Source organism: Arthrobacter sp. YAF17, assembly GCF_052113365.1.
Classification (GTDB): domain Bacteria; phylum Actinomycetota; class Actinomycetes; order Actinomycetales; family Micrococcaceae; genus Arthrobacter.
Window position 1 is genome coordinate 148,505 of the sequence record NZ_JBFRDB010000014.1, and the last position, 18,753, is coordinate 167,257.

Below are 18,753 nucleotides of genomic sequence, written 5' to 3' on the forward strand. Positions count from 1 at the left end.
GCATGGATCCGCTCGCATTGACCCTGATTGAACTCGGGGCCGTCGTCTTTTGCCTCGGCATTCTGGCGAGGCTGGCCGGGCGGATCGGTATGTCCCCTATCCCGCTGTACCTCCTCGGCGGCCTGTTCTTCGGGGCCGGCGGTGTTGTGAAACTCGACGGTATGCACGAGTTCGCACATCTCTCGAGCGAGATCGGCGTCATCCTCCTCCTGCTTATGCTCGGATTGGAATACACGGCCGCCGAACTGGTCACAGGGCTGCGCCGCTCCTGGCAGGCCGGCGTTCTGGACCTGGTCCTGAACTTCGCGCCCGGCGCCCTCCTCGCGATTCTGCTGGGCTGGGGCGTCGTCGGAGCGATGGTGATGGGCGGCGTCACTTACATTTCATCGTCGGGGATCGCAGCCAAGGTGATCACGGACTTGGGCCGGATCGGCAACCGCGAAACTCCGGTGGTGCTCTCGATCCTGGTGTTCGAGGATCTCGCCATGGCCATCTACCTGCCGGTCCTGACGGCCACCCTGGCCGGGGTCAGCTTCGCCGTGGGACTGCAGACAGTCGGGATCTCGCTTGCCGTCGTCACCGTGGTCCTGCTGGTGGCTTTGCGGCATGGCCACCATGTGTCCAAGGCCGTGCACAGCGAAAATTCCGAGGTTTTCCTGCTCAACCTGCTGGGGGCCGCACTGCTCGTGGCCGGCCTCGCCGCAGCCATGCAGGTGTCCGCGGCGGTGGGCGCCTTTATGCTCGGTATTGCGATTTCAGGGGCCACCGCGCACAACGCCACCAGGATCCTGGAGCCGTTGCGGGATCTCTTCGCGGCCATCTTTTTTGTGGTCTTCGGCCTTAATACGGACCCCTCCACCATCCCGCCGGTGCTCGGCTGGGCGCTTCTTTTGGCCGCCGTCACGGCGGCCACCAAGATGCTCACCGGGATCTGGGCGGCGAAGCGCRCCGGGATCGGCCTGCCGGGCCGCTTCCGCGCCGGCGCCGCACTGATCGCCCGCGGGGAGTTCTCGATCGTGATCGCCGGACTCGCCGTGGCCTCCGGCGTGGTGCCCGCAGAACTCGCGGCCCTGGCCACCGCCTACGTGCTGATTATGGCGGTGACAGGCCCGCTCGCCGCCCGGTACGTGGAGCCGATGGTGGCGATGCTGCGCCGCCCGGCGACGCCGCCCGCGGTACAGACGGCCGACGGGATCTGACCGCACAGCCGGTCTTGCGCCGCCCACCCGCGGGAGGTGGGTCCTAGACGTCCGTGCGGTGGAAGTTCAGGTGGCTGCGGCTGGCTGTCGGGCCCCGCTGGCCCTGGTAGCGGTTGCCGTACTCGCCGGAGCCGTACGGGTGCTCAGCGGCCGAGGTGAGCCGGAAGAAGCAGAACTGGCCGATCTTCATGCCCGGCCACAGCTTGATCGGCAGCGTCGCCATGTTGGACAGCTCCAGCGTCACGTGGCCGGAGAATCCCGGATCGATGAATCCGGCGGTCGAGTGGGTGAGCAGGCCAAGCCGGCCCAGCGAGGACTTGCCCTCGAGCCGGGCGGCGATGTCGTCGGGGAGCGTCACCGTCTCGTAGGTGGAGCCCAGCACGAATTCTCCGGGGTGAAGGATAAAGGGTTCGCCGGCCTCGACCTCCACCAGGCGGGTCAGCTCGGGCTGTTCCTCGGCCGGATCGATGTGGGCGTACTTGTGGTTGTCGAAGAGCCGGAAGAATTTGTCGATCCGGACGTCCACCGACGATGGCTGAACCATGGCGGGGTCGAACGGCTCCAGAACGATCCGTTGGGAGTCAATTTCGGCACGAATGTCGCGGTCTGAGATCAGCACAGACTCAAAATTACCGTACTCGCCGCCAACAGATGTGCGCGGGCTGGTATTACAGCACCGCTGTTACGGCGCCGACTGTTTTTCCAGCACCGATTTGAGCTGCTCCAGCTGGCAGACCTCAGCCTTCATCCGCCGGCGGAAGGGGGACTTCAGCCGGGCCAGGATCCCCCGGGGCTCGCGCTCGAGGGCAAAGCGGACGCGGGTGCTGCCGCCTTCGGTGCTCAGGTAGTAGCCGCCGTGCATCCGTTCCGGCCCGGCAAGGACCCGGTACTGGATCTCCGCACCGGGGCGCGCCTCGGTGATCTCGAAATCCCCGCTGATAGTGCGCCCGCCGGGGCCGGCGATGGTCTGCCGGTAGACGGCCCCTTTCGTCCCGGCGGCGCCGGATTCCAGCTCAATGCTGCGGACGCCGGTCCGCCAGCTGGGCAGGTTGCGGGCGTCCAGCAGGAAGTCATACACGCTCATGGCATCCCGCTGGATGACGACGTCGTACTCTGCGATTGCCACGGAAATCCTTGCTCGGCGGACAGCTGATGGGCGTAGCCCGCTTCCCCGGAACTGCAGCTAACTCCTTCAGGATAGACAGCAAGGCCCGCCCCGCGCGGCTGCGGGGGCGGGCCTTTATCGAAGAGTTATGGGGCTCCGGACTGTGCACCGGCTGTGTGCTGCTCCGTGACTGCTTCGCAGTGGATAATTCAGCAGCTACTTTTCGGTCAGCTTCGGCACCGAGAACACCACGATGGCGCCGACCACGGCGAAGGCCGCGAACATGTAGAAGTTGAGCTGCCAGCCGAACGCCATGCCGGCGATCAGCCCGCCGATCAGCGGCCCGCAGATGGCGCCGATGCGTCCGATGCCCAGGGACCAGCTGAGGGCCGTGGCGCTCAGGGACTGCGGGTAGTGGGTGGCACAGTAGCCGCCCACCAGGATCTGCGTTCCCACGGAGCCGAGGCCTGCGAAGGCGACGATCACGAGCAGCATCGCCAGCGGCAACTGGAGGCTCAGCATGAGGATGGCCACGAAGGCGAGGAGGAACGACGCCGTCACCACCTTGCGGATGCCGATCTTGTCCGCCAGCACGGAGGCGCTGATGGAGCCGACGATCGCGCCGGCGTTGAGGACCAGGAGGAAGGTGAGGGCATCCCCGAGCTGGAAGCCGGCCTGGCGCATGATCTGCGGCAGCCACGTGTTCAGCCCGTAGACCAGCAGGAGACCGCAGAAGTTGGCGAAGGCAAAGAGGACGGTGGAGCGGATCCACTTGCGGGTGAAGAGGGTCTTCATGGCTGATTTGGGCGCCTCGGCGCCGGTCTTGACGTCCTCGGCGGTGACGATGTCCGAGTAGACCAGGCCATAGCGGTCCGCGGTGGCCTTGGCTTCTTCAATGCGCTGCTTGCGGGCAAGGTAGGCCACCGATTCGGGGAGGAGCTTCCAGGCGATGGGGAGCAGGGTGACCAGGGGCAGGGCGCCGATGGCGTACATCCAGCGGAAGTCGATGTGCTGCAGGAGGTTGATGGCGAGGAGCGAGGCGCCCACGCCGCCCACCGAGTACCCGCTGAACATGACGGCGTTGGCGATCTGGCGGCGCTCCTTGCGGGCGTATTCGACCGTCAGCGCAATGCAGGTCGGCACGATGCCGCCCAGGCCCAGGCCGGTCAGGAACCGCAGGAAGCCGAAGACCTCGGCGGACGGCGCGAAGGCCGTGAGCAGCATGAACGTGGAGAACCACGCGATGCAGGCCAGCATGATGCGGCGGCGGCCCAGCTTGTCGGTCAGGATGCCGACGGAGAGCGTGCCGACCAGCATCCCGACCAGGGCCAGGCTGCCGATCAGGCCTGCCTGTGCGGGGGTGACTCCCCATTCCTGGAACTTCAGGATCGTGGGGACGGTGGAACCGTAGACCACCAGGTCATAGCCATCAAAGACGATGGCCACGAAGCACAGGATGAGGACCGCGTGGCCCTTCCAGCGAGGTGTGGCCTCGTTGCGCAACTCAGTCGACATTGACTGCGTCATGGATGTACCTCTCGTTGAGATTTCATAAGGGATTTGTGCGGTAGCTCACATGCTGTGCCCACTGTGTCACGCTTTGATTCCGACAGTAAACAAATCAGCATATATCGTTTGCGTAACGATCGTCAGTCATTGCGAAGGGCGTCAGTGCCCCTTGAAAGCCTCGGCCAGCCACCAGGCACCGCCGTCGGACGCGATCTTGGCGTCGATGACCAGCGGTCGGGAGGGACGCTCCCGCACCCAGGCACGGACCTCTCCGAGGTCCGCCACGCTCCGGACCGTCACGGCGTCCGCGCCGAAGCCCCGGGCGATCGCGGTGATGTCCGTGTCCGGAAAGGTGACCGTGCTGAGATCGACGGCGGGACCCCCGTCGGGACTCCCGTCGTCGGTGCCGCCCGCGCCGAAGTGGTGGACCTCGGCCCCGTAGCCGGCGTCGTTGTAGATGATGCACACCAGGGGCAGCTCCAGCCGGACGGCGGTCTCCAGTTCGCTGATGCCCATCAGGAACCCGCCGTCCCCGGCGCCGAGTACCGGCAGCCTGTCCGGCCGGGCCAGCGCGGCCCCGATCGCCGTGGAGAGGCCCAGGCCGATCGACTGGAAGGCCTGCGTGAAGCAGAAACCGAACTCGTCGGGGACCCTCAGGTAGGTGCTGGGGTAGCCCATGAAGTTGCCTGAGTCGATCGAGACGATCCGGTCCGCGGGCAGGATGTCGTCCAGTTCGCGGCTCAGCACGCGGGGATCGATCCGCCCGCCGCCGGAGAGGTCCGGAGTTTCGACGCCGTTCCAGCGCGAGCGTTCCGCGATGGCCTCCGCGTTCTCCGCGGTGCGGTACTTCCCTGCCGGTTCCGGCTGGAGCGTCCGCAGTTCCGCCAGGACATCCGCCGCGGTCAGCGCGGCATCACCCACCACGCCCAGGTCGACGGGCCGGTTGGCGCCGAGCGCGGAGTCCTCGACGTCGACCTGCACCACGGCGGTCCCGTCCGAGATCAGGTGGCCGTGCCGCATGGTCCACATGTTCAGGGCGCAGCCCCAGCCGATAATCAGGTCGGCGCCCTGGATCAGCCCGGCGCTGAGCGGTGAGGAGAATCCGCCGGAGATCCCGAGGTTGAAGTCCTCGCCCTGGAACAGCCCGTTCGCCACCGCGGACGTGGCCACGAGCGCGCCCCCGTGGGCGGCCAGGCCGAGCAGTTCCTCCCGCGCATTCCGTGCCCCGCGGCCCGCCACGAACACCGGGCGCTCGGCGGCGTTGATCAGGTGCGCCAGGCGCCGGACGCTGGCGGCGGCGGGGCGGACCGGCTGGGCGTCGGCAACCGCAGCCGGGTGCGCATCCCGGTGCACAGCGGGGGCCGGGGCGGACTGGACGTCGAGGGGCAGGTTGAGCACCACGGTGCGGCGTTCGTTCCGTGCCGTGCGGAAGGCCCGGAGGGTGTCCGCGACGGCGGTTGCCGGGGAATGGATCCGCTCGCTCACGGCCCCGACGCTGCGGGCGAGCGCGTCCTGGTCGATCTTGAAGTTGGACCGTACCGCGGAGGACTGGGTGTCGGCCGTCAGCACGATCAGCGGCGTCCGGCTCTTGGCGGCTTCCCCGATCCCGGTGATCGCGTTGCTCAGCCCGCAGCCCTGATGGGTGCTGACCACGCCCACCCGCCCGGACATCCGGGAGTACGCGTCGGCCATCGTGGCCGCGCCGCCCTCGTGCCGGGCGGCGGTGAAGGGCACTCCGGCCAGTCGCAGGGCGTTGGTCACCTCGAAGTTGCCGCTCCCGACGACGCCGAAGACGTGCCCGACGCCGAGCCCGGCCAGGGTCCGGCCCACGAGCTGCGCGACGGTCGCCGGCACAGGCTCCTGCGGGGCATCGACGGCCTGCGCCAGCGCGTCCGGGGAACTTTGTGAAACTACTAGCATGGACTTACCTCCCACTTAGTAATGCACTCGTATTGCTCTTCTAACTCCCAGGCGGCGTCCATGAACCCCACCCAGTCACTCCCCTGCACTGCCACGACGGCAACCCTGGTTCGGACCATTGAATGGGTGGATACGGATGCCGCGGGGCACCAGCACAATTCGGCGGTGCTCCGCTTTGTCGAGGCCTGCGAGGCCAAGTTGTTCCGGGACCTGGATCTGCCGGAGTACTTTCCGTCGGCGCCGCGAGTTCGCCACGAGCTCAACTACCGGGCGAAGTTGTACTTCGGCCAGCAGGTCACCACCACCGTAGTGGTGGAGAAAATCGGCCGCACGTCCATGACGTTCAGCTTTGAAGTGTGGGGCGAGGAGTTCCGCGGCGAACCCCGCGCCCTCGCCGCCCACGGAACCTTCGTCACCGCCCATGTGGCCCGGGGCGGCACCGCCGCCACCCCATGGCCGGCGGACCTGGCGGCCAAAGTCACCGCCCGCGCGGCGCACAGCCAGGACTAGCCCGCCCGGCTGCTGCCCGGCACCGCGCCTTTGCGGTGCCGGGCAGCGATTCCGTACGGTCCCTAAACCGACGCCGGCACCTTCGCGGGCGTCCAGCGCAGATGCGTGGGCAGGTCGGCGATCTCCGGCTCCCGCACGAGCGCCAGCCGGGGCCGGACCGCGTCGGTGCGGGCCGCCGGCGGCTTCCGGCTGCCGGCGCGGAACTGCTGCGGCCAGTCCGCGCCCGGCCCGCGGTAGTCCTGCTCGATCGCCGCGTGCAGGGTCCACTGCGGATCAAACAGGTGCGTGCGGCCGAGGGCGCAGAGATCAGCCCGGCCCGCCAGCAGGATCGAGTTGACGTCGTCGTACGAGGACACCGCCCCGACGGCGATCACCGCCACGCCTGCCTTGTGGGCCACTTCCTGCCGGATGCGGTCGGCGAACGGGGTCTGGTAGCTGCGGCCGTAGGCGGGCTTCTCGTCCTTGACCACCTGGCCGGAGGAGACATCCACGCCGTCGGCGCCGTGCTCCACAAAGGCCCGGGCGATTGCGACGGCGTCGTGCTCGTCGTTGCCGCCGGGGGCCCAGTCGGTTGCCGAAAGCCTCACGGTCAGCGGCTTGTCCGCCGGCCAGGCGGCGCGGACGGCGTCGAAAACCTCCAGCGGGTAGCGGAGCCGGTTCTCCAGCGATCCTCCGTATTCGTCGGTGCGCCGGTTGGCCAGCGGCGAGAGGAACGAGGAGAGCAGGTAGCCGTGCGCGCAGTGCAGCTCCAGCAGGTCGAAGCCCGAGGCGGCCGCCCGGACGGTGGCGGCGACGAATTCGTCCCGGACCTGGTCCATTTCGGTCCGGCTGATTTCGCGCGGGGCCGGGCTGCCGGGGCCGTACGGGATGGCCGAGGGGCCTACCGGCTCCCAGCCGCCGTCGGGCAGCGGCTCGTCGATGCCTTCCCACATGAGTTTGGTGGAGCCCTTGCGGCCGGAGTGGCCCAGCTGGACGCCGATGGCCGCCGTCGAACGGCTGTGCACGAAGTCGACGATCTCGCGCCAGCTCTCCTGCTGGGCCTCGTTGTAGAGGCCGCTGCAGCCCGGCGTGATGCGGCCGGTCTCGGAGACGCAGACCATCTCGGTCATGACCAGGCCGGCGCCGCCGAGAGCCTTGCTGCCGAGGTGGACGAGGTGGAAGTTGCCCGGGACGCCGTCGGTGGCGGAGTACATGTCCATCGGGGAGACGACGATCCGGTTCTTCAGTTCCAGCCCGCCGATCCGGTACGGCTGGAACATGGCGGGGGCGCTGCCCGCGATGCCCTGGGTGCGGGCGAATTCCTCGTCCACCCGGGCCGCGAACTCGGGGTCGCGGAGCTTGAGGTTGTCGTAGGTGATCCGGCGGCTGCGGGTGAGCAGGTTGAAGCAGAACTGCACCGGGTTCTGGTCTTTGTACATGCCGATGTTCTCGAACCATTCCAGCGAGGCCTGGGCGGCGCGCTGGGTGGACTCGACCACCGGCCGGCGTTCCGTTTCGTAGGCTTCCAGGGCTGTTTCGAGCTCGGAGTGCTCGTGCAGGCAGGCGGCCAGGGCGAGGGAGTCCTCCATGGCCAGCTTGGTGCCGGAGCCGATGGAGAAGTGCGCGGTGTGGGCGGCGTCGCCGAGGAGCACGACGTTGCCGTGCCGCCAGGACTCGTTGCGGACGGTGGTGAAGTTGATCCACTTGGAGTTGTTGACCAGGACCTCGTGGCCCTCGAGTTCCTCGGCGAAGATGGCGCGGATGGCGTCCACGGCCGCCTCGTCGCTTTCGCCGGGCCGGAAGGCCTGGTGCTCGGTGGCGTCGAAGCCGGCGCTGCGCCAGACGTCCTCGTGCATTTCGACGATGAAGGTGCTGCCCTCGTCTGAGTAGGGGTAGCCGTGGATCTGCATGACGCCGTGCTCGGTGTCCTTGACGAAGAACTTGAACGCCTCGAAGACGAGGTCGGTGCCGAGCCACATGTACTTGGACTTGCGGACGTCCAGGCTGGGCCGGAAGACGTCGGCGTAGCGGGAGCGGACGGCGGAGTTCAGGCCGTCCGCGGCGAGGACCAGGTCGTAGTCCCGGCTGAGTTCCTCGACGTCGGGCGCCAGAGTGCTGAAGCGCAGGTCGACGTCGAGTTCGGCGCAGCGCCGCTGCAGCAGCTCGAGCAGCTCCTTGCGGCTCATGGCGGCGAAGCCCTGGCCGCCGACCGTGTGCTGCGCGTCCTTGAAGTGGATGTCGATGTCGGTCCAGCGGGCGAAGCGCTCGGACATGTACTCGGCGATCACGGTGTCCGCGTTGCCGATGCCGCCGAGGGTTTCGTCGCTGAAGACCACGCCGAAGCCGAAGGTGTCGGACGCGGCGTTGCGTTCCCAGACGGTGACCTCGTGGTTCGGGTCCAGCTGCTTCATGAGGGCGGCGAAGTACAGTCCGCCCGGACCGCCGCCGATGATTGCGATTTTCATGTGGTGCCTCTCAAGCGTTCTGGTGTTCGGGGGTGGCGGTGTCAGCGGCCAGCTGCTCGCGCAGCCGGAAGTGCTGGAGTTTGCCGCTGGGGTTGCGGGGCAGGCCGTCGACGAAGTTCACCTGCCGCGGGTACTTGTACGGGGCGATGGTCTGCTTGACGAAGTCCTGGATTTCCTTGCGTTTGGCGTCATCTGCCTCGACGCCCTCGCGCAGCACGATGAAGGCGCAGACCACGCTGCCGCGGTCCGGGTCTGGCCGGCCGACGACGGCGTTTTCCATCACGTCCGGGTGCTGGTCAATCGCGGCTTCGACCTCGGGGGCGCCGATGTTGTACCCGGAGGACACGATCATGTTGTCGGAGCGGGCCTGGTAGAAGAAGTAGCCGTCGCCGTCGCGGCTGAAGGTGTCGCCGGTGACGTTCCAGCCGTTGACGACGTAGTCCTCCTGGCGGGAGTCGTTGAGGTAGCGGCAGCCGGTGGGGCCGATCACGGCGAGGCGTCCGACGGCGTCCGGGCCGAGTTCCCGGCCGTCCTCGTCAAGGATGGTGGCCCGGTAGCCGGGGACGGCCGTGCCGGTGGCGCCGGTGCGGATGTCATCCCCTGCCGCGGAGATGAAGACGTGCAGCATTTCGGTGGCGCCGATGCCGTTGACCAGCTTCAGGCCGGTGCGTTCGTGGACGGCGCGCCAGGTTTCGGCCGGCAGGTGCTCGCCGGCCGAGACGGCGGTGCGGAGGCTGGCGAGCAGCCCCTCCGCGCCTTCCTTGAGGATCGCCTTGTAGGCCGTCGGGGCGGTGAACAGGATGGTGGCTTTCGCCGCGTGCACCGCCTGCGCCAGTTCGAGCGGGGTGGCGCGTTCGGTCAGCAGCGCGGCGGCGCCGAAGCGCAGCGGGAAGACCACCAGGCCGCCGAGCCCGAAGGTGAAGGCCAGCGGCGGGGACCCCGCGAAGACGTCGTCCGATGTCGGCTTCAGGATGTGCCGGGCGAAGGTGTCCGCGTTGGCGAGGATGTCGCGGTGGAAGTGCATGGTGATCTTCGGCGTTCCGGTGGTGCCCGACGTCGGGCCGAGCAGCGCGACGTCGTCTGCCGCCGTCGCGACGTTGGTGAAGTCCCCGCTCTTGGCGGCGCAGCGTGCGGCAAGGTCCGTGCCGGTGCTGCCCCCCATGGCCAGCACCGGCACGTCGTTTCCGGCGGCCTCGGCCAGGTCGTCCAAGAACCGGCTGTCGCAGAGGGCGGCGGCCGGCCGGGTCAGGTCCAGCAGGGTCCGGATCTCGTTTGCGCGCAGCGCCGGCATGATCGTGACGACGACGGCGCCGGCCTTGAGCACGCCGAGCCAGGCGGCGACGAGCCACGGGTTGTTCGGCGAGCGCAGCAGAACGCGGTTTCCGGGGACGATCCCGAAGTCCTCGACCAGGACCTGGGCCACCTGGTTGGCGTGGCGCTGCAGCTCACCGTAGCTCCAGGACCCGCCGTCGGGGGTGAGCAGGGCGGGGCGGTCGGCACCGAAGCTGCGGACGGCGTCGTCGATCAGCGCGGTGGCGGCGTTGAGCTGCTGCGGGTACTGCAGTTCCGGGAGGGTGAACTCCAGGGCGGGCCACTGCTCTGCCGGGGGCAGGTTGTCACGCGCAAAGGTGTCCTGGTGCGCCGAGGGCGTTAGATCCATGGCAAGCCTTTCGTATCGTCATTGATAGGAGTGGGAGCAATCTTCGAGTGCTCCGAAACGGCCGTTTTGACTGGCCAAAAGGGCAGTTACGGAGCAGTCGACTTCCGGATCATGCCTTCCTGGACCACCGTGGCGAGGAGCCTGCCCTGCCGGTCGTAGAAGTGGCCCTGCGCCAGGCCGCGGCTGGCCTGGGCGGAGACGGCTTCCTGGACGTAGAGCAGCCAGTCGTCCACCCGGCCTTCGCGGTGGAACCACATGGCGTGGTCCAGGCTGGCGGTGACCAGGCCCGGGTCGCCCCAGGCGTAGCCGTGCACCCGGAGTACCGGTTCCAGAATGGTGTAGTCGCAGACGTAGGCCAGGGCGGCCCGCTGCAGGTCGGGATCGTCCGGGAGCCGGTCGAAGGCTTTCACCCAGACCGCCTGGTGCGGCACCTGCTCGCCCTCGACGCTGAGGTAGACGGCGCCGGGCACGTGCCGCATGTCGAAGCTGCGGCCGCCGGACCAGTACGCCGCGGCGTCGCCGTCGACGCCGCGGAGCACGTCGGCGGAGGACGGCAGCGACTCCGGATCCGGGATCCCTGCCGGCATGGCACGGGCGAATTCCTCGCCGGATTCCTCCGCGTGGAAGGAGGCCATGGCCACGTAGACGGTCTTGCCGCCCTGGTAGGCGCGGACCTGCCGGGTGGAGTAGCCCCGCCCGTCGCGGAGCCGCTCCACCTCGTAGCGGACCTCGGCGCCGATGTCCGCCGGCCGCATGAAGTAGCTGTGCATCGAGTGCAGCGAGCGGTCATCCCCCACCGAGCGCATCGCCGCGGCCGCGGCCTGGGCCACCATGTCCCCGCCGTAGGCCTTGGGCCACGGCACGTACTGCGTCGTGGCGGTGTAGGCCTCGTCGAGGAAGTCCGGCTCGGCCGGTGTCAGCTCGAGGGCGGACAGGAGGATCTCCGACGTCGGGCTCATACCCGGCGGTACCCGTCGAGCGTGGAGTCGTCGACGTCGTCGAGGTTCACCACGATGTTTTCCGGGGTGCGGGCCGTGAGCCAGACGAGTTCCTCGGTGATGCTCATGTTGGCTTCCACGTGCGGCATGTACGGCGGGACGAAGACCCAGTCGCCCTCGGTCATGTCGATGAATTCCTTGTAGTCCTCGCCGAAGTAGATCCGGCCGTGGCCGCGCAGCACGTAGCCGCCGGTCTCGGCTTCGCCGTGGTGGTGCGGGAAGGAACGGTAGCCGGGTTCGTTGCTGACCTGGCCGTACCAAATCTTTGTAGCAGGGGTGTGCTGCGGGCTGACGCCGGAGATCCGGACGGCTCCGCCGGACTGGCCGGTGTCGCGGTGCTCGGCGCCCTTGCGGGTGACGACGGGAACAACCTGGTCTGTGATCTGTTCTGTCATGGTGATACCTCTCTAGATGCGGGTCGGTATTGGTGGCTTAGAGGCGGACTGTATTGGTGAGCGTGCCGATGCCCTCGACCTCGGTGGTGACGACGTCGCCGTCGTGCAGGAAGCGCGGCGGGGTGGCGCCCATGCCGACGCCGCCGGGGGTGCCGGTGAGGACGACGTCGCCGGGGCTCAGCCGCGTGAAGGTGGAGATGTAGGACAGCAGGGCGGCCGCCGTGAAGACGAGGGTTTTGGTATTGCCGTTCTGGACTTCCTCGCCGTTGACCAGGCAGCGGACCCGGACGCCGGCTTCAGGGTCGCAATCGTCCGGGGTCACGAGTACGGGGCCCAGCGGGGTGGTGCGGTCGAAGGCCTTGCCCTGGAACCACTGCAGGGTGCGGTTCTGCCAGTCGCGCAGGGAGATGTCGTTCGCCACGGTGTAGCCGGCGATCGCGGCGGCGGCTTCCGCCTGCGAGGCATTCCTGAGCGGGGCGCCGACGACGACAGCCAGTTCCGCTTCCCAGTCCACCTTGGCCCCGTGGCCGGCGGCGTCGATGGCCTCGCCGTCGCCGATCAGGGTGTCCGCATACTTGGCGAACAGGGTGGGGTATTCCGGCAGTTCCCGGCCCATTTCCGCGATGTGGTCCGCGTAGTTCAGTCCGCAGCAGATGACCTTGGACGGGCGCGGCAGTACGGTGGCGAACCGGGCGCCGTCGGCAGGGAGGGACTCGTGCGGGCCGCCGCCGGCTGCTCCCGCGGCGGCAGCGGCAGCGGCAGCGGCAGCCGCCTGCTCCTGCCAGCCGGCAGTCTCCAGCAGCTCATTGAGGTCCCGCGCGGGCAGGAGCACAAAACGGTCTCCCGACTGCACGGCGGCGCGGGTGGCGGGATCACCACTGGCGTCGCTGGCTGCCGTAATGACGGTCGCAAGGCGCATGATTCTTCACTTCCGGTTCGACGGCGGAACCGGCCCCATTGCCGATTCCGGTGACGTGCAAACTATGCCATCCCTCGAGAGGGTATGTCGACATTTTTACGGTCGTCACATATGCTCAAGTTAACACGAATTCACCGGTTTGGGTAGACCGGCAGAAGTGCCGGATCCGCCCGTTCGTAGTTAGCTCGAATTCCACAGCACGGATTTTCCAATGCACCGCCGACTCAATGAGGAGCCACCATGAACCACAAGGTCATCAACCCCGCAACCCTGGCCAAGCCCTCCGGCTTCGCCCACGGCATCCTGGCCGGCAACACCGTGTACCTGGGCGGCCAGACGGCCATGGACAGCAACGGCGACATCGTTCCCGGCGGCATCGTGGAACAGTTCCGCCAGTGCTTCTCCAACGTCCTCACCACGCTGGCCGATGCCGGGGGCATGCCCTCGGACCTGGTCAACGTCACCATCTACCTGACTGACGTCGAGGACTACCAGAAGAACGGCCGCGAAATCGGGCGGATCTGGCGCGAGATGGCCGGCACGGACTATCCCGCGATGGCCGGCGTCGGCGTCACGCGGCTCTGGCAGGCCGAGGCGCTGATCGAGATCCAGGCGGTCGCCGTCGTGTTGGGCCAGGGCTAAGGACCGAGGGCCAAGGCTGGGGGCTACGCGGAACCGCCCGTGGCCCCCAGCAGCCGCTCGGCATGCTGGCGGGCCGGGCCGTTCAGGAGGCGGTGCAGTTCCGCGAAGATCCGTTCCGCTGTCAGCCCGCGCCAGCCCGGCGGCAGGAACTCCTCCGGCAGGCCCGGATCCAGGTACGGCAGCCGGCGCCACTGGGTGAGCAGCTGGACGTAGTCCGCGAAGGCCGCCCGGTCGGCGTCGGGCCCGGGCTCCGGCGCTCCCGCAGGTTCCCAGCGTTCCAGCACGGGCGCGAAGCGTTCGATGAACTCCGCGTAGAGCGATTCGAGGGCCGGCAGGTCCCACCAGCGCGAGACCTTGTCCTTGACGTCCCCGGCGGTCAGGTGCTCGGCCTTGAAGAACTCCACATATTCCGTCAGCCCGGCCCGCTCGAGCTGGTGGCTGATGTCCTCATAGGTGTTGCCCGGGGCAATCCAAAGCCCCGGGGTCACGGAACCGAAGCCCATCCGGGTCAGCATGCTGCGCAGCTGGTGGCGGAGGTGGCGCTGGGATTCCGGGACGGAGAAGGCGATGAGGAGCCAGCGGTCAGCCGCCGTTGCCCGCCGGGGCGAAAAGATGCGGCGGTCGCCTTCCTGGAAGACATCCTCCAAATTGGGGGCCAGCCGGTAGGCGGCCACCCCGCCCTGCCTGACGCTTTCCAGCACGCCGCGGCGCTTGAGCCGGGAGACGGACGAGCGCACCCCGGAAGACTCGACGCCGAGATCATCCAGCATGGAAATCAGCACCGAGACGGGCAGCGCACCGCCGTTGGCGCGACCATACAGGCCATAGATCGTGACGATCAGCTGCTGGTGCCGCGGGGTCTGCCGGGGAACGGCGGGCGCGGCGTCCGGCGCGGCGTCCGGCTGGGCGTCCAGCGCCGGCGCGGGGTCCACTACCACCGCTGGCCCTTCATCGGGAGAACAGTCATGGATCTAGGCTATAGAGGTCTGCGCCCCTCGGCCGCCGTGACGCTCCGTGAACCATTCCACGCAGCGCTGGTTCACGCGGCAACTCCGCAGCGCCGGGTATTGTCGCCGCCATTCGCTTCGCCACGACCCCCACACCACAGAAGCCGAGTAACGTTGAAGTGTGCCGGGCGGCTGACCCCCAATGCAGCCGCCCGGCCGCTCGCTCCCGGCAGGACACAAGGCAGATCAGTCCCCCGGTACCTGCGTGCCCGTCGCTAGTGTTGCTGCATGAGCGACTTCGTGCCGAAGGGGCCAGCCGACCTGAACGACGCACCCGGCGAAGGCCCGGCCACACTCCGCGCCGCCGCGTCCACGCCGGACTTGCCGGGCACGACGGCACCGCCGCCTGGCCCGGATGCCCCGCCGGCCGGCCGTTCCCGCATCGGATGGGCCGACCTCCCGGAATCCGTCCGGTCCGCCGTCGAGTGCCTGATGGACAGTCCCGTCATGGCCGCCCACTCCCAACCCGGCGGATACTCCCCCGGCAGCGCGGATCGGGTGGTCACGGCCAAGGGCAGCCGGTTTTTCGTGAAGGCAGTATCCAGCTCGTTGAACCCCGAGTCGCCGCAGCTGCACCGCCGGGAAGCGCGGATCATGACCCTGCTCCCCGCCGGACTGCCCATCCCGCGACTTGTGGGCACCCATGACGACGGCGAATGGGTCGCCTTAGTGTTCACGGACGTTGACGGACGGCACCCGCAACTGTCGGGCGCCGATCTTCACGCAGTCCTCGATGCCGTCGACGCAATCTCCGCACGTTCTTTGCCGCCCCAGGCCCTCGAGGTCTTGCCGTCGCTGACAGAGGAGGTGCGGGAAATCTTTGCGGGCTTGTGACGCTGCGCAACGACCCGCACCCCGGACTCGACCCGTGGGCGGCAGCGAACCATGCCCTGCTGGAGTCCCTGTCCGCTGCCGCTGCAGAGAACGTGGGCGGTGATCGGCTCGCGCACGTTGACCTGCGGGCAGACAACATTCTCATCGACCGCGCCGGGCAGGCCGTCATTGTCGACTGGCCCTGGGCGGCACACGGAGCGCCGTGGTTCGACGCCCTCACCCTCCTCGTCGATGCGCGGGTCAACGATCCGGCGTGCGATACGGAGACGGCCCTCCGGGAGCACGCCGTCTTCGCGGGCGCCCAGCCGCAGCAGGTGGATTCCGTGCTCGCGGCGCTGGCCGGATACTTCCTTGACAATGCCCGCAGGCCCTCGCCGCCGGGGCTTCCCACTTTGCGCGCGTTCCAGCAGGCGGAAGGGGCAGCATGCCTTGGATGGCTGCAGGAACGGTTGGAGCGACCAGTACCGGCAGGGGTGTTCTGAGATGGCTTCCGGCTGGGGTAAGGTAAATCTCGTTGTTCCCCGGGACCAGGTCCAGCATTTTGGACAGTCCCACTGCGGCTGTAGCTCAATGGTAGAGCGCTAGCTTCCCAAGCTTGATACGCGGGTTCGATTCCCGTCAGCCGCTCCAATCCCCTGCAGAACCCCGTACGGCGGACGGGCCGAAGCCTTTAGGTCGCTACCTGTATCGTTCGAAGTCAGGAACCTCTTCGGTTCCGCTACAGGAGCGATCATGGCTGACAAATCACCCCGTCAAGCAGCATCCAAGAAATCCGGCAAATCCATCAAGGAAAAGCGCGCCGAGAAGAGGGACGCCGCAGCCCCGCCCAGCTCCCTGGACAAGGCCACCGGCTCCAAGCCGGCGGGTGCCAAAAAGAAGTGAGCGGCGCCATGAGCCACCTCACCCTCGGAGTCCTGGCCACCACGCGGAAGCCTGACGAACGGCGCCTCCCGATCCACCCCCACCACTTGGACCGCATCGCCCCGGAACTCCGGCAGCAGCTCATCCTGGAGGAAGGCTACGGCGAGCGTTTCGGCGTCTCGGACGCCCACCTCGCACCGCTCGTGGGGCGCATCGCCCCTCGGACGCAACTGCTGGCCGAGGCCGACGTCGTCCTCCTGCCCAAGCCGCAGCCCGAAGACCTCGCCGAGCTTCGCGACGGACAGGTCCTCTGGGGCTGGCCGCACTGCGTCCAGGACCATGCCATCACGCAACTGGCAATCGACAAGAAGCTCACGCTTATCGCCTTTGAGGCGATGAACCACTGGGCCAGCGACGGCGGCTTCGGCCTCCACGTGTTCCACAAGAACAACGAGCTGGCGGGCTACTGCTCCGTGCTGCATGCCTTGGCGCTGACCGGTTCCACGGGCGACTACGGCCGCCGCCTGAGCGCCGTCGTCATCGGCTTCGGGGCCACGGCCCGCGGCGCCGTGACGGCCCTCAACGCCCACGGCATCCATGACGTCCAAGTGCTGACCAACCGAGGCGTCGCCGCGGTGGGTTCGCCCATCCATTCGGTGCGGATCGCGCAGTTCGACCATGACGACAAGGCGCCCTTCCTCAGCGAGGTCATCACCGAGCGGGGGCGCGTGCCGCTGGCGCCGTTCCTGGCCGAGAGTGACATCGTGGTCAACTGCACCCTGCAGGACCCGAACGCGCCGCTGACGTACCTGCGCACCGAGGACCTGGACGCGTTCCGGCCAGGCAGCCTGATCGTGGATGTGTCCTGCGACGAGGGCATGGGCTTCAGCTGGGCGAAAACCACCACGTTCACCGAGCCGATGTTCACGGTCGGGGACCACATCGACTATTACGCGGTGGACCACAGCCCGTCCTACCTGTGGAACTCGGCCAGCTGGGAAATCAGCGAGGCGCTGCTTCCGTTCCTGGAAACCGTGATCACCGGGCCCGAGGCTTGGACCGCGAACGAGACCATCCGCCGCGCGATCGAAATCCGCGACGGCGTGGTCCTCAATCCGGATGTGCTGCAGTTCCAGCACCGCGGGCCGGAGTACCCGCACCTTCCCCTGACGGACTAACACCCGTTTCCGCTGCGAAAACGGACAGCCGCTGCGTGGATCCACGCAGCGGCTTTCCGAAAACGGCGCGGAAGACTAGGGCGTCGCGGCTGCCGGCGGCAGGTTCTGGTTCCGGACAATCCTCAAGAGCCTGCGTCGGTCCTTCAAGTCCACCTTGAGCATCAGCTGGTCCCGGCGTGCCAGCACGACGGCGACCGTCGCTGCGGCGAGCGCCGGCACCCCGCCGGCGACCAGGATGGCCGTGTGCGGATCCACGTGCTCGGCCAGCCAGCCCATCATCGGCCCGCCAATGGCCTGCCCGCCGATCAGCACCATAATGTACAGGCTCATGACGCGGCCGCGGATGGCCATATTGGAGCTGATCTGGACCAGCTGGTTGGCCGCGGTCAGGAACATCAGGCACCAGAACCCGGCCAGCACCATCGCCGCCCCGAACCACACCATGGACGGCGCCAGGGAGGCCAGGCAGAGCATCAGCCCGTACATCCCGGCGCCCAGCATCACCGAGCGCAGCCGCAGTTCCCGCCGGCGTGCGGAGGTGATCGCCCCGGCCAGCGCCCCGAGGGCCACGAGCGCGTTCAGCAGGCCGTAGCCGCCGGCACCGACGTCGTACACGTGGTCCGCGAAGGCTGCCAGCAGCACGGGCAGGCTCATCGCGAACACCGCGACAAAGCCGGCCATCAGCCAGGGCCAGTAGATGGTGGGCTTGCTCAGCGCGTAGGTCAATCCTTCGCGCAGCATCCCCTTGCGCTTGGGCACCGGGGCGCTGAGGTGCAGCTGGTCCTTCCGCAGGGTGAGCAGCATCGCGACCGTGAAGCAGCAGGCGACGGCGTTTGCGGCGAACGCCCATCCGGCGCCCACCGCCGTGAGCAGCAGCCCGGCGAGCGCCGGCCCGATCAGGCCGCCAAGCTGGAACGTCGTGGAATTCACGCTGATGGCGTTCCGGAGGTAGGCCGGCCCCACGAGCTCATTGACGAAGACCTGCCGCGCCGGTTGATCCAGCACGGTGACCAGGCCCAGGCACAGAGCGATCACGTAGACGTGCCAGACCTCGATCCGCTGGCTCAGCGCCAGCACCGCGAGAATGGCCGCCAGCACCGCCGCAACCGACTGGCAGAGCATCAGGATCCTGCGCTTGGCGAAGCGGTCCGCCATCATGCCGGCCCACGGGCCAAGGAACAGCGAGGGCAGGAACTGCAGCGCCACCGTGATCCCGACGGCGGTGACGGAACCGGAGAGCTGGAGCACCAGCCAGTCCTGGGCGATCCGCTGCATCCACAGGGCGATCACGGCGATGAAGTGCCCGATCGCGAAGATGCGGAAATTGCGGACCTTCAGCGAGATGAAGGTGTGGCGCCAGGGCAGTGGCGCGTTGACGACGGCGATTGGCGCGGTGACGGTGTCGGGCAGGGCAGTTACGTTGGCCTCTAAAGGCGGAGGGGGTGCCACGGAAAGTCCTCAAGGGAGCGGGTGAGCGGGGATGCCTTAACGCTAAGCTGGCCGCAGCGGATTGTGGAAGATTATTCACCGCATAACTAGCATTACGGAACGCAATGTGGCACGAGTTCGCCG

General features: G+C 68.0%; 18 protein-coding genes and 1 tRNA gene. 8 read left to right on the forward strand and 11 right to left on the reverse strand.

All coding sequences use genetic code 11. The annotated features are described in order from the left end of the window. Window positions 1-2 precede the first annotated feature (2 nt). Entirely contained in the window at window positions 3-1,199 is a 1,197-nt protein-coding gene (locus tag AB4Y67_RS13185; RefSeq protein WP_441406229.1) for a cation:proton antiporter, read from the forward strand. Between the two features lie 43 nt (window positions 1,200-1,242). Here the strand turns inward: AB4Y67_RS13185 and dcd are convergent, their stop codons facing one another. The 4 genes from dcd to AB4Y67_RS13205 form a co-directional block, all read right to left on the reverse strand. Next, entirely contained in the window at window positions 1,243-1,818 is a 576-nt protein-coding gene (gene dcd, locus AB4Y67_RS13190; RefSeq protein ID WP_224047832.1) for a dCTP deaminase, read from the reverse strand. A 63-nt stretch (window positions 1,819-1,881) separates the two neighbouring features. Then, the gene (locus tag AB4Y67_RS13195; RefSeq protein ID WP_441406230.1) at window positions 1,882-2,325 is read right to left on the reverse strand and encodes an SRPBCC family protein; all 444 of its coding nucleotides are present in this window, start codon (window positions 2,323-2,325) and stop codon (window positions 1,882-1,884) included. Between the two features lie 195 nt (window positions 2,326-2,520). Then, window positions 2,521-3,831 carry an MFS transporter gene (locus tag AB4Y67_RS13200; protein WP_441406231.1) on the reverse strand — a complete coding sequence of 437 codons (1,311 nt, stop codon included), beginning with the start codon at window positions 3,829-3,831 and terminating at the stop codon, window positions 2,521-2,523. Window positions 3,832-3,972: 141 nt separating this feature from the next. Next, window positions 3,973-5,733, reverse strand: a complete 1,761-nt coding sequence (locus AB4Y67_RS13205) for a thiamine pyrophosphate-binding protein (RefSeq protein WP_441406232.1) — start codon at window positions 5,731-5,733, stop codon at window positions 3,973-3,975. Window positions 5,734-5,793: 60 nt separating this feature from the next. On the opposite strand from AB4Y67_RS13205, the gene AB4Y67_RS13210 reads away from it, so the two are divergent. Further along, window positions 5,794-6,243 (forward strand): acyl-CoA thioesterase, encoded by a 450-nt coding sequence (locus AB4Y67_RS13210; protein ID WP_441406233.1) that lies wholly within the window; start codon window positions 5,794-5,796, stop codon window positions 6,241-6,243. A gap of 62 nt (window positions 6,244-6,305) precedes the next feature. On the opposite strand, the gene AB4Y67_RS13215 is transcribed toward AB4Y67_RS13210, so the two are convergent. From AB4Y67_RS13215 to AB4Y67_RS13235, 5 genes are all read right to left on the reverse strand, one after another. Continuing rightward, window positions 6,306-8,687 carry a bifunctional salicylyl-CoA 5-hydroxylase/oxidoreductase gene (locus AB4Y67_RS13215; RefSeq protein WP_441406234.1) on the reverse strand — a complete coding sequence of 794 codons (2,382 nt, stop codon included), beginning with the start codon at window positions 8,685-8,687 and terminating at the stop codon, window positions 6,306-6,308. A gap of 10 nt (window positions 8,688-8,697) precedes the next feature. Beyond that, complete coding sequence (locus AB4Y67_RS13220) at window positions 8,698-10,347, reverse strand: AMP-binding protein (protein ID WP_441406235.1); 1,650 nt, start codon at window positions 10,345-10,347, stop codon at window positions 8,698-8,700. Between the two features lie 86 nt (window positions 10,348-10,433). Further along, window positions 10,434-11,306: an acyl-CoA thioesterase gene (locus AB4Y67_RS13225; protein WP_441406236.1), complete on the reverse strand. Its 873-nt coding sequence runs from the start codon at window positions 11,304-11,306 to the stop codon at window positions 10,434-10,436. Next, entirely contained in the window at window positions 11,303-11,740 is a 438-nt protein-coding gene (locus AB4Y67_RS13230; protein WP_441406237.1) for a cupin domain-containing protein, read from the reverse strand. The genes AB4Y67_RS13225 and AB4Y67_RS13230 overlap by 4 nt, the downstream gene beginning before the upstream one ends. Window positions 11,741-11,777: 37 nt before the next feature. Beyond that, on the reverse strand, window positions 11,778-12,659 hold the full coding sequence (locus tag AB4Y67_RS13235; RefSeq protein ID WP_441406238.1) for a fumarylacetoacetate hydrolase family protein: 882 nt from the start codon (window positions 12,657-12,659) through the stop codon (window positions 11,778-11,780). A gap of 240 nt (window positions 12,660-12,899) precedes the next feature. On the opposite strand from AB4Y67_RS13235, the gene AB4Y67_RS13240 reads away from it, so the two are divergent. Then, window positions 12,900-13,301, forward strand: a complete 402-nt coding sequence (locus AB4Y67_RS13240) for a RidA family protein (RefSeq protein ID WP_441406239.1) — start codon at window positions 12,900-12,902, stop codon at window positions 13,299-13,301. A gap of 23 nt (window positions 13,302-13,324) precedes the next feature. On the opposite strand, the gene AB4Y67_RS13245 is transcribed toward AB4Y67_RS13240, so the two are convergent. Continuing rightward, window positions 13,325-14,233 carry a PaaX family transcriptional regulator gene (locus tag AB4Y67_RS13245; protein ID WP_441406240.1) on the reverse strand — a complete coding sequence of 303 codons (909 nt, stop codon included), beginning with the start codon at window positions 14,231-14,233 and terminating at the stop codon, window positions 13,325-13,327. 303 nt (window positions 14,234-14,536) lie between these two features. Here AB4Y67_RS13245 and AB4Y67_RS13250 point away from each other — a divergent pair, with 303 nt between their 5' ends. The 5 genes from AB4Y67_RS13250 to AB4Y67_RS13270 all read left to right on the forward strand — a co-directional run bounded on the left by AB4Y67_RS13250 (window position 14,537) and on the right by AB4Y67_RS13270 (window position 17,181). Beyond that, window positions 14,537-15,142 (forward strand): hypothetical protein, encoded by a 606-nt coding sequence (locus tag AB4Y67_RS13250; RefSeq protein WP_441406241.1) that lies wholly within the window; start codon window positions 14,537-14,539, stop codon window positions 15,140-15,142. Beyond that, complete coding sequence (locus AB4Y67_RS13255) at window positions 15,139-15,624, forward strand: hypothetical protein (RefSeq protein WP_441406242.1); 486 nt, start codon at window positions 15,139-15,141, stop codon at window positions 15,622-15,624. Before AB4Y67_RS13250 ends, AB4Y67_RS13255 begins: the two co-directional genes overlap by 4 nt. A 74-nt stretch (window positions 15,625-15,698) precedes the next feature. Then, window positions 15,699-15,772, forward strand: a tRNA-Gly gene (locus tag AB4Y67_RS13260). A 102-nt stretch (window positions 15,773-15,874) separates the two neighbouring features. Further along, on the forward strand, window positions 15,875-16,024 hold the full coding sequence (locus AB4Y67_RS13265; protein WP_441406243.1) for a hypothetical protein: 150 nt from the start codon (window positions 15,875-15,877) through the stop codon (window positions 16,022-16,024). Between the two features lie 8 nt (window positions 16,025-16,032). Beyond that, on the forward strand, window positions 16,033-17,181 hold the full coding sequence (locus AB4Y67_RS13270) for a N(5)-(carboxyethyl)ornithine synthase (RefSeq protein ID WP_441406244.1): 1,149 nt from the start codon (window positions 16,033-16,035) through the stop codon (window positions 17,179-17,181). 75 nt (window positions 17,182-17,256) lie between these two features. Here AB4Y67_RS13270 and AB4Y67_RS13275 read toward each other — a convergent pair whose 3' ends face one another. Further along, complete coding sequence (locus AB4Y67_RS13275) at window positions 17,257-18,630, reverse strand: MFS transporter (RefSeq protein WP_441406245.1); 1,374 nt, start codon at window positions 18,628-18,630, stop codon at window positions 17,257-17,259. Window positions 18,631-18,753 lie beyond the last annotated feature (123 nt).

Bases quoted from the DNA above. Each gene is read 5' to 3' on its own strand.
- AB4Y67_RS13240 (WP_441406239.1), top strand. From the start codon at position 12,900: ATGAACCACAAGGTCATCAACCCCGCAACCCTGGCCAAGCCCTCCGGC.
- AB4Y67_RS13205 (WP_441406232.1), bottom strand. From the start codon at position 5,733: ATGCTAGTAGTTTCACAAAGTTCCCCGGACGCGCTGGCGCAGGCCGTC.
- AB4Y67_RS13200 (WP_441406231.1), bottom strand. From the start codon at position 3,831: ATGACGCAGTCAATGTCGACTGAGTTGCGCAACGAGGCCACACCTCGC.
- AB4Y67_RS13270 (WP_441406244.1), top strand. From the start codon at position 16,033: ATGAGCCACCTCACCCTCGGAGTCCTGGCCACCACGCGGAAGCCTGAC.
- AB4Y67_RS13250 (WP_441406241.1), top strand. From the start codon at position 14,537: ATGAGCGACTTCGTGCCGAAGGGGCCAGCCGACCTGAACGACGCACCC.
- AB4Y67_RS13225 (WP_441406236.1), bottom strand. From the start codon at position 11,306: ATGAGCCCGACGTCGGAGATCCTCCTGTCCGCCCTCGAGCTGACACCG.
- AB4Y67_RS13230 (WP_441406237.1), bottom strand. From the start codon at position 11,740: ATGACAGAACAGATCACAGACCAGGTTGTTCCCGTCGTCACCCGCAAG.
- AB4Y67_RS13265 (WP_441406243.1), top strand. From the start codon at position 15,875: ATGGCTGACAAATCACCCCGTCAAGCAGCATCCAAGAAATCCGGCAAA.
- AB4Y67_RS13210 (WP_441406233.1), top strand. From the start codon at position 5,794: ATGAACCCCACCCAGTCACTCCCCTGCACTGCCACGACGGCAACCCTG.
- AB4Y67_RS13220 (WP_441406235.1), bottom strand. From the start codon at position 10,347: ATGGATCTAACGCCCTCGGCGCACCAGGACACCTTTGCGCGTGACAAC.
- AB4Y67_RS13235 (WP_441406238.1), bottom strand. From the start codon at position 12,659: ATGCGCCTTGCGACCGTCATTACGGCAGCCAGCGACGCCAGTGGTGAT.
- AB4Y67_RS13215 (WP_441406234.1), bottom strand. From the start codon at position 8,687: ATGAAAATCGCAATCATCGGCGGCGGTCCGGGCGGACTGTACTTCGCC.